Origin of the sequence: Effusibacillus lacus (assembly GCF_002335525.1) — a bacterium.
Taxonomy (GTDB): Bacteria; Bacillota; Bacilli; order Tumebacillales; family Effusibacillaceae; genus Effusibacillus; species Effusibacillus lacus.
Map to the genome: position 1 here is coordinate 1 of NZ_BDUF01000065.1, position 7,666 is coordinate 7,666.

Here is a 7,666-nt window from a genome sequence, read left to right on the forward strand (position 1 = left end):
TAATACATTTTTTTACATTTGGTCGTCTAGTTGCACGGCTTATTTGGCATGCTCATTTTCATTGTTACGTGCGTTTGATAAGGATTTCAGACTTCTGTCTCTCCTCTTATAATCTCTTTTTTCATAATACCACAAGCAGGAAACTTCTCATGATCCGTCGGTAATAAAAACACCCCTTGCTAAAGGGCCCGTCGCTCCTTATAACAGGGGGTTGCTTTTGCTATTTCACTTTGGACAACTCTTTGGATTCCTTTATGCCTTCCAGGGTTGCCAAGAACTCCTGATTGTTCTTGGTGTCACGGAGTTTGCGCAGGAATACCTCCGTAAAGTCAGGGTTATCGGACATCGATTTGCGAATCGCCCATACTTTATCCAGTTCTTCCTGCGTCAGCAGCAATTCTTCTCTCCTTGTTCCGGAACGCCGAATGTCAAGGGCGGGGAAGATGCGCTTCTCTGCGAGACGACGGTCAAGCATCAATTCCATGTTCCCGGTGCCTTTGAATTCTTCATAGATCACGTCGTCCATCCGGGAACCCGTCTCGACAAGGGCTGTCGCAAGAATGGTCAGCGAGCCCCCCTCTTCAATGTTGCGGGCCGCGCCAAAGAACCGCTTGGGACGGTGAAATGCAGCCGGATCGATACCCCCCGAGAGGGTTCTGCCGGAAGGCGGAATGACCAGGTTATAGGCTCTGGCCAAACGGGTAATGGAGTCGAGCAAAATCACCACGTCCCTGCCGTGTTCCACAAGGCGCATCGCCCGTTCCAACACCAATTCCGCCACTTTGATATGATGCTCAGGCACTTCGTCAAAGGTGGATGCCACCACTTCCCCCTTCACGGAACGCTGCATATCCGTCACTTCTTCCGGACGTTCGTCGATCAACAGTACAAACAGATCAATATCCGGATGGTTGGTGGAAATGGAGTTGGCGATTTCTTTCAGCAGAAGCGTTTTGCCGGCTTTGGGCGGGGCCACGATCAGTCCTCGTTGGCCAAGACCTATCGGAGACAGCAAATCGATGATACGAGTCGAAAGTTTCTCGGGAGTCGTTTCCATCACAAGTTTCTTCTGCGGGAAAAGAGGAGTGAGCGCGGGGAAATGTACCCGTTCGGATGCGGATTGCGGCGTGGTACCGTTAACCGCTTCCACTTGCAGGAGTCCGTAGTACCTTTCGTTTTCTTTCGGTGGCCTTACTTTGCCGGAAACCTTGTCCCCGGTTCGCAAATCGAACCTGCGAATTTGCGAGGCAGCCACATAAATGTCTTCATTGCTTGGCAAGTACCCGATCGGCCTTAGAAATCCGTATCCCTCATGCATGATCTCAAGGATGCCTTCCATGAACATGAGGCCTTCTTTTTCAGCTTGTTTCCGGAGGATCGCAAAGATGAGTTCTTTCTTCTTCAAGCCTCCGTAGGACGGGATCTCATAATCCTTGGCAAGCTTGTACAGATCCGTCAGTTTCATTGCTTCCAATTCTTTAATTAGCAAACATTGTCACCTTCAATTCATTCCTCTATGCAATTAAATGTTTTTGGGGTGTTTACATTATAGCATGTTTGCCGGGACATTCCTATTCTATTCAAGGAACGCCCGAACATGCTGAATTTGTCTTACACCAAAACGAGGTTTGGTTTCTTGTTCAGTTGATGACGGGCTTCCACGAAACGCACCGTTCCCGTCTTTGCACGCATGACCAGCGAATGGGTCATGGCCCGCTCGTTTCCAAGATAGCGCACACCGCGCAGCAACTCCCCGTCTGTCACACCTGTGGCGGCAAAAATTGCGTCTTCCCCACGAATCAAATCTTCCATTAGCAGGATCTGTTCCGGATTGGACAGGCCCATATTTTTGCAGCGTTCAACTTCTGCCGGGTTGGATGGCTTCAGGCGCCCCTGGAGCTCCCCGCCCAGACATTTGAGCGCAGCCGCCGCCAATACCCCCTCCGGCGCCCCGCCGGTGCCAAACATAATATCGACCCCGGTGTCTTCAAAGGCCGTATTGATCGCCGCTGCCACGTCACCGTCAGATATCAGTTTGATCCGGGCCCCTGCCGAACGGATTTCCTCGATGATGGGCAGATGACGATCCCGATCCAGCAGAATGGCTACCACATCCGAGATGTTCTTGTTTGCCGCTTTCGCCACTTCTTTCAGGTTCTCCCTGACTGGGGCATCCAGGTGGACACGCCCTGCAGCTCTTGGCCCCACTGCAATCTTCTCCATGTACATGTCCGGTGCATGCAGCATCATCCCCTTGGGTGCCACTGCCACCACCGTAATCGCGTTCCACAGTCCCTTTGCAACGATATTGGTTCCTTCCAGTGGGTCCACCGCCACGTCCACCTTTAAACCGTTGCCTTGTCCAAGTTTCTCTCCGATATAGAGCATGGGGGCTTCATCCATTTCCCCTTCTCCGATCACAACCGTCCCGTCCATATTGACCGATTCGAATACGGCGCGCATAGCGGTGGTTGCCGCATGATCAGCTTCATTCTTCTTGCCTGTCCCCATCCACCTTGCGGCTGCCAGTGCGGCTGCCTCCGTTACGCGTACAATCTCCAATGCAAGTTCACGTTCCAAACCGGTGCCCTCCCGTACTGGATTTTCGCTATTTAGTATATCACATATGTAGAATGTGCTACTAGAATTCCATTCGACAAAATCTGCAGGAATCGGTCATTTTATGTTGAAAAAGCAAGTATGACTCCTGCGTCGGGAGGGACACTTTGTGCCATTCATCCGCAGCAAGAAAAGTCTCTTGCTTTATCAATCCATACTGTCCCTGGTTGCCATTTCGGTTTGTTTGGTCCTGATCCTGCAGCCAAAGGAAGGATGGACCGCGTGGGTATCCCGAACATTGCGATCCACGCATTCAACCGTGGCAACACCTGCTGTACCAACCAACATTCAAGTGCAACACAATTTGAAATACGACCTGGATGCGGAACTGGACACCGCCAATTCGGTAGTCCGCGGGACTGTCGCTGTATCTGTTCCGGAAGCGCCTGACACCCAATTGCTTTTTTACCTGTACCCTTCCACTTATAAACCGATTCAGATTGAACAGGTAGAGGCAGACGGGCAAAAGGTATCCTTCCAGGCAGACTCCCAACATCTGACGGTTCCCCTTCCCCAAAAAGGGGAAGCGGTCGAAGTGACAATCCGCTTTTCTACACCGATTCCAGCGGCTGGCACCCGGCTTGGGCAAAAAGACGGAGTCTGGTCGCTGACATACTGGTACCCGATTTTGGGTGTGCGCGCCAATAACACATGGCTTCCCCGCCCGCAACCGCGGCCGTTTGGAGACCCGTTTCTGATGGACCTGGCCGCCTACCATGTGAAACTGAAGCATCCGACGGGGTTTCAGTGGTTTGCCAGCGGGTATCCGCTCTCCTCACAAACGGAAGCAGGGGTGACCATTTCCGAATGGAGAAGCGAATCCCTCCGCAGTTTCGCTCTCGTCGGTGGCACCGGCTGGACAGAAACGATGTGGAAAACTGCAGACGGAGTGGATGTGAAGATAGCCACTCGAACCCCGAAAACACTGCCAGAGCTGCAACGTATCACGCAAACGGCTGTAAAAACCTATACCAAACGGTTCGGCAGCCTGGCCTATCCGTCTTTCGCAGTGGTGGAGATGCCTGCGGGCACCGTGTTTGCCCATGAATACCCGAACCTGGCCCTGTTCTCGCAGGAGATCTGGAGTTGGGGAACCGGGGAACATTGGATCGCACACGAAATTGCCCATGCATGGTGGTTTTCATCGGTTGGAACGTACAAAGCCTTGGGCCCTTGGCTTGACGAAGGACTGGCCGATTATGCGGCACTGCTTTACATCGAGGCTCAATACGGTCATGCGGCTTACAAGGAAACCATCGCGCAAAATTGGAACCTGTTCCGGGGAGAAAAGAGCTACTCGCCGCACAACTATCAGGCACCCGTCCAAGTCAAGGAACAAGCGGCAGACCAACCCTACGCCAATTTTGCAAGCGAAACGGATTACTATTATCTGATGTACCTGCGCCCCCAATTGATGTACCATGATTTGCGCATGGAATTGGGAGACGAACAGTTCTTCCGGTTTCTCCAGCAGTTTTATTTGAAGAACCGGTATGCCACAACAACCCGTGACCGTTTGGAAGAGGCGCTGCGGCAGGTGAAACCGGAAGCGGTTTCCCGCATGAAAATGTGGCTGGATTCCCCCAACGGGGACCTGATCCAATCAGTGAAAGACAGGTTTGCCTGATGAAAAAGGCACCCGGGTTGGGTGCCTTTCGTTATCATCTGTTCGGTTATTTCTTGGTGATCTTCTCTGCAATCAGTTGAGCCTGACGGGAGTTGTCGATGGACTTGGCCAAGGTTTCCAGGGCCAGAGACGGATTGTGGAAGCCCATGCTGTTCTCGGCAGCTACAAAATCCCATTCAAACTGGGCTTTGCGGATCAGATCCTGAGCTTGTTTGATGGCGTTCTGATCGGCTTCAGGCACTTCGAGCGCCGCTTTTACCGCTTTGTGTGCTGCGTTCGAAGCTTCCTGAGCCTTGATCATGGTCTCATAAACTTTCACTTGGGTGTATTCCACGCGAGTTTTCAACTCATCCGCAGTCTTGTCGCGGTGGCAGGTCCGGCAGGACTGCTCAATATTCTTCAGCGGGCTGGTCCAGTGGTGAGAGGAATACTTCTTCTTGTCCTTGTCACGCTCATACGGCATGTGGCAGTCCGCACAAGAAACGCCGTTTGCACCGTGAGTTCCGGACTTGAACATCTCGAATTCCGGGTGCTGTGCCTTGATCATTTTGGTCTTGGAGTCCGGATGCTGCCAGTCGCTGAATTGGATCTCATTGTAGTAGGTGACCATTTCATCCGGATTGAAACCTTTGTCCCAAGGGTTCGTAACTTCCATAGTGCCCGGCTTGAAGTAGTATTCGTTGTGACACTGTGCGCACACATAAGTGCGCATCTCCTGTTTGGTCGCTTTGGAGAGATCAATATTCAGACGCTTGGCAGAATCGATGAAGTTCGGATTGGTCACTTTCAGGTCCATAGTCTTGGCGTCATGGCAGTTCGCACATCCGATCGGGTGTTTGATCTGATCCAAACGCTGCTTGAACGGAACCTTGAAGTAATCCTTGCCTTCCGCCGCCCACAGTTTTACATTGTCGGATGACTTACAGTTCCAGCAGGAGGAGGGGGATTTGTCATTAATCCGTTTGATATGCGTCACGTCTTCAACGGAGTAGGTGTGACCACGGTCTTCGTTATACTCGAGTGCAAATCCGTAACCTTTGAACAGTTCGGGCAGAAGAGGTTGGGTCAGATACTTGGAGACCGGTTTGGAACCGCCATAGCGGGTTTCTGTTGTGGCCTCGTTGTTTTTCAAATAGCTTTCGTACTGGAGCGGGAATACTTTGCCCCAGACTTTGGAGTCGGGCTCTGCGTCCGGAATGTTCGTCTGGATCTTCGGAACGGCATTCTGCTGGGAATTGCTGCATCCCGCCACGATTAACGCCATACCGCCCACCAGTGTAAGAATCGTCATAAACAATTTCCGGTGTTTCATCCCTTACACCTTCCTTTCTTTCTAGTTTTCGAGAGCTTTCTCGAAAGCGGGATCGGTTTTGATACGGCGGTTGTTGTGCGGCAAGTTGCGGTGACAGCTGGTACAGTCGCGATCTTTGTCATGATTGATCGTGGAGACGGTAGCACTGTGGCATTCGGCACAACGTTGCTGAATGACTTTGTTTGATTCCGCTTTTGCAACAAACGTAAACGGCAGGTCATTGTTAAACGTGTTGTTGTAGATATGGGACAAACCCGATTTGGCCTTGAACATCACTTTTCTGACCGCATTGTCTTGCGGCACGTGACAATCTCCGCAAGCAAGGTTGCTATGGGTGGAAACCGCCTTGGTAACACCCACTTCATTCATCACGTGGCAACTGGTGCAGAACGAAGTTGAGCTCGTGGCTTCCATTCCCGTATCCCATAAAAAGTAAGACAATCCAATAACCACTAATATGCCGATTACATATTTGTTCTTTACAAATTTCTTGAGTTTTTCTAACATGACCTCTCCCTCCTTTATGAACCGTATCACCCTACACTTTCCATGATATGTCTGCCTTAAGCGATTACAAGTACCCCATTTCACAAACTTAACCTTTTCATAAATTTGTAATTGATCAGCCAAAGTTATGTAACGGTGTGTCCATAAAAATGCAAATAATGATTTTAATGTCGCCCTGATTCCAAACAGAGGGTGTGGGCATCCTCACAAAAAGTTGGTACTATGAAAGAAACCTTTCAGCGCAAAAGGCAGGTGCAGCCAGTGGAACATTTGATCAACCGGCGTGTTAAGGACATCCAGATCTCGGGAATCCGCAAATTCTCAAACCTGGTGGCCCAATATAAAGACGCCGTCTCTCTTACGATCGGACAACCCGATTTTTTCACGCCGGATCATGTCAAAGCTGCGGGAATTGCAGCTATTGAGCAAAACAAAACCACCTATACAATGAATGCGGGGCTGTTGGAACTCAGGCAAGCGGCCTCCCGATTCCTGCATGAAAAATATGGCCTCACCTATCAGGCGGCTGATGAGGTCATTGTGACAAACGGTGCCAGTGAGGCAATTGACATCGCTCTTCGAACAATCCTGGAAGAAGGCGTGGAAGTAATTCTGCCGGGGCCGGTGTACCCCGGTTACGAGCCGATTATCCGGATGTGCGGCGCGGTTCCCGTATATATTGACACCACCCGAAATGGTTTTCGTCTGAGCGCTGACCTAATCAAGGATAAGCTCACGGATAAAACCCGCTGCGTGCTTCTCCCCTACCCTTCCAACCCGACGGGTTGCGTCATGCCGGAAGAAGAGCTGGAAAAGATTGCCGCCCTGCTGTCGGATAAACAGATCTTTGTCCTGTCGGACGAAATATACAGTGAATTGATTTACAACGGGGAACATCATTCCATTGCAGCCATCTCTGCAATGCGGGACAAAACGATTGTGATCAACGGCTTGTCCAAGTCCCACTCCATGACCGGATGGAGGATTGGTTTTACCTTTGCGCCTGCTTCCATTACTCAACACATGCTGAAAGTGCACCAATACAACAGCACCTGTGCCAGCACCATCAGTCAATATGCAGCTACAGAAGCGCTGACAAACGGGATGGACGATGCTGTTTTCATGCGGGATGAATACCGGGTTCGCCGGGATTACGTATTGGAAAGGCTCACGGGCATGGGGGTCGAAGTCGTGAAGCCGGACGGAGCTTTCTACGTGTTCCCCTCCATCAGGAATTTTGGCCTCAAATCCTTCGATTTTGCAGCCAAACTGCTGGAGGAGCAGCGAGTGGCCGTGGTGCCGGGAGATGCTTTTTCCCCGCTTGGGGAGGGATATATACGGATCTCCTACGCCTATTCGATGGAGGTACTGAAAGAGGGGCTTGATCGGATGGAGAGGTTTGTCGCGGGGCTGCGATGAAGCGACGATCCCGCTTGTGCCAATCCCGCTTGGGTCGGTTGCGTTTGGGCCAATCCTGCTTGCGTTGGTCTCGCTTGTGCCAGTCGTTATAAACATTCCTGTAGGTGTTAAGATTTCACCTTTGCCAAAACAGGAAACGCCTCGGTATGATGGGGGTGTCACGGGTCAGAAGCCCTTAAACC

At 51.2% G+C, this 7,666-nt stretch carries 7 protein-coding genes; 3 read left to right on the forward strand and 4 right to left on the reverse strand.

Annotation, left to right across the window (positions count from 1 at the left end):
* Window positions 1-220 precede the first annotated feature (220 nt).
* Entirely contained in the window at window positions 221-1,489 is a 1,269-nt protein-coding gene (gene rho, locus EFBL_RS13165) for a transcription termination factor Rho (RefSeq protein ID WP_096182580.1), read from the reverse strand.
* Between the two features lie 122 nt (window positions 1,490-1,611).
* Window positions 1,612-2,580 carry a class II fructose-bisphosphatase gene (glpX, locus tag EFBL_RS13170; RefSeq protein ID WP_096182581.1) on the reverse strand — a complete coding sequence of 323 codons (969 nt, stop codon included), beginning with the start codon at window positions 2,578-2,580 and terminating at the stop codon, window positions 1,612-1,614.
* Between the two features lie 148 nt (window positions 2,581-2,728).
* Here glpX and EFBL_RS13175 point away from each other — a divergent pair, with 148 nt between their 5' ends.
* Window positions 2,729-4,246: a M1 family aminopeptidase gene (locus EFBL_RS13175; protein WP_096182582.1), complete on the forward strand. Its 1,518-nt coding sequence runs from the start codon at window positions 2,729-2,731 to the stop codon at window positions 4,244-4,246.
* Window positions 4,247-4,292: 46 nt separating this feature from the next.
* On the opposite strand, the gene EFBL_RS13180 is transcribed toward EFBL_RS13175, so the two are convergent.
* Together EFBL_RS13180 and EFBL_RS13185 are read right to left on the reverse strand one after the other, a co-directional pair.
* The gene (locus EFBL_RS13180) at window positions 4,293-5,558 is read right to left on the reverse strand and encodes an ammonia-forming cytochrome c nitrite reductase subunit c552 (protein ID WP_096182583.1); all 1,266 of its coding nucleotides are present in this window, start codon (window positions 5,556-5,558) and stop codon (window positions 4,293-4,295) included.
* Window positions 5,559-5,579: 21 nt separating this feature from the next.
* Complete coding sequence (locus EFBL_RS13185) at window positions 5,580-6,065, reverse strand: cytochrome c3 family protein (RefSeq protein WP_096182584.1); 486 nt, start codon at window positions 6,063-6,065, stop codon at window positions 5,580-5,582.
* Between the two features lie 261 nt (window positions 6,066-6,326).
* Here EFBL_RS13185 and EFBL_RS13190 point away from each other — a divergent pair, with 261 nt between their 5' ends.
* Window positions 6,327-7,484 (forward strand): aminotransferase A, encoded by a 1,158-nt coding sequence (locus EFBL_RS13190; protein WP_096182585.1) that lies wholly within the window; start codon window positions 6,327-6,329, stop codon window positions 7,482-7,484.
* The coding region (locus tag EFBL_RS20950; protein WP_216640726.1) for a hypothetical protein at window positions 7,465-7,666 on the forward strand (202 nt) is incomplete at its 3' end. The genes EFBL_RS13190 and EFBL_RS20950, both read left to right, overlap by 20 nt.